General features: G+C 76.5%; 1 protein-coding gene. It reads left to right on the top strand.

Features of this window, described 5'->3' with window-relative positions:
- The coding region (locus tag KVT14_RS21805; RefSeq protein ID WP_217617434.1) for a haloacid dehalogenase-like hydrolase at positions 1-230 on the top strand (230 nt) is incomplete at both ends.

Below are 230 nucleotides of genomic sequence, written 5' to 3'. Positions count from 1 at the left end.
CCGAGCACCCCGCGGCCGGCCACGACGTCGTGGTGGTGTCGGCGTCGAGCGCGGAGCTGGTGGAGCGGATCGCGGAGCTGATCGGGGCGGACGAGGTGATCGCCAGCCGGATGGGCGGCGCCGACGGGCGGTACACCGGCGAGATCGCCTTCTACGCCTACGGCCCGGCGAAGGCCCACGCGATGCGGGAGCCCGCGGGGCGCCGCGGGTACGACCTCGCCGCGTCGTCG

The sequence above is a fragment of the Cellulomonas sp. GbtcB1 genome, assembly GCF_019091725.1.
Taxonomy (GTDB): domain Bacteria; phylum Actinomycetota; class Actinomycetes; order Actinomycetales; family Cellulomonadaceae; genus Cellulomonas.
Note: the sequence above shows the minus strand (reverse complement) of the source record. Positions and strands in the feature narration are given on the sequence as shown.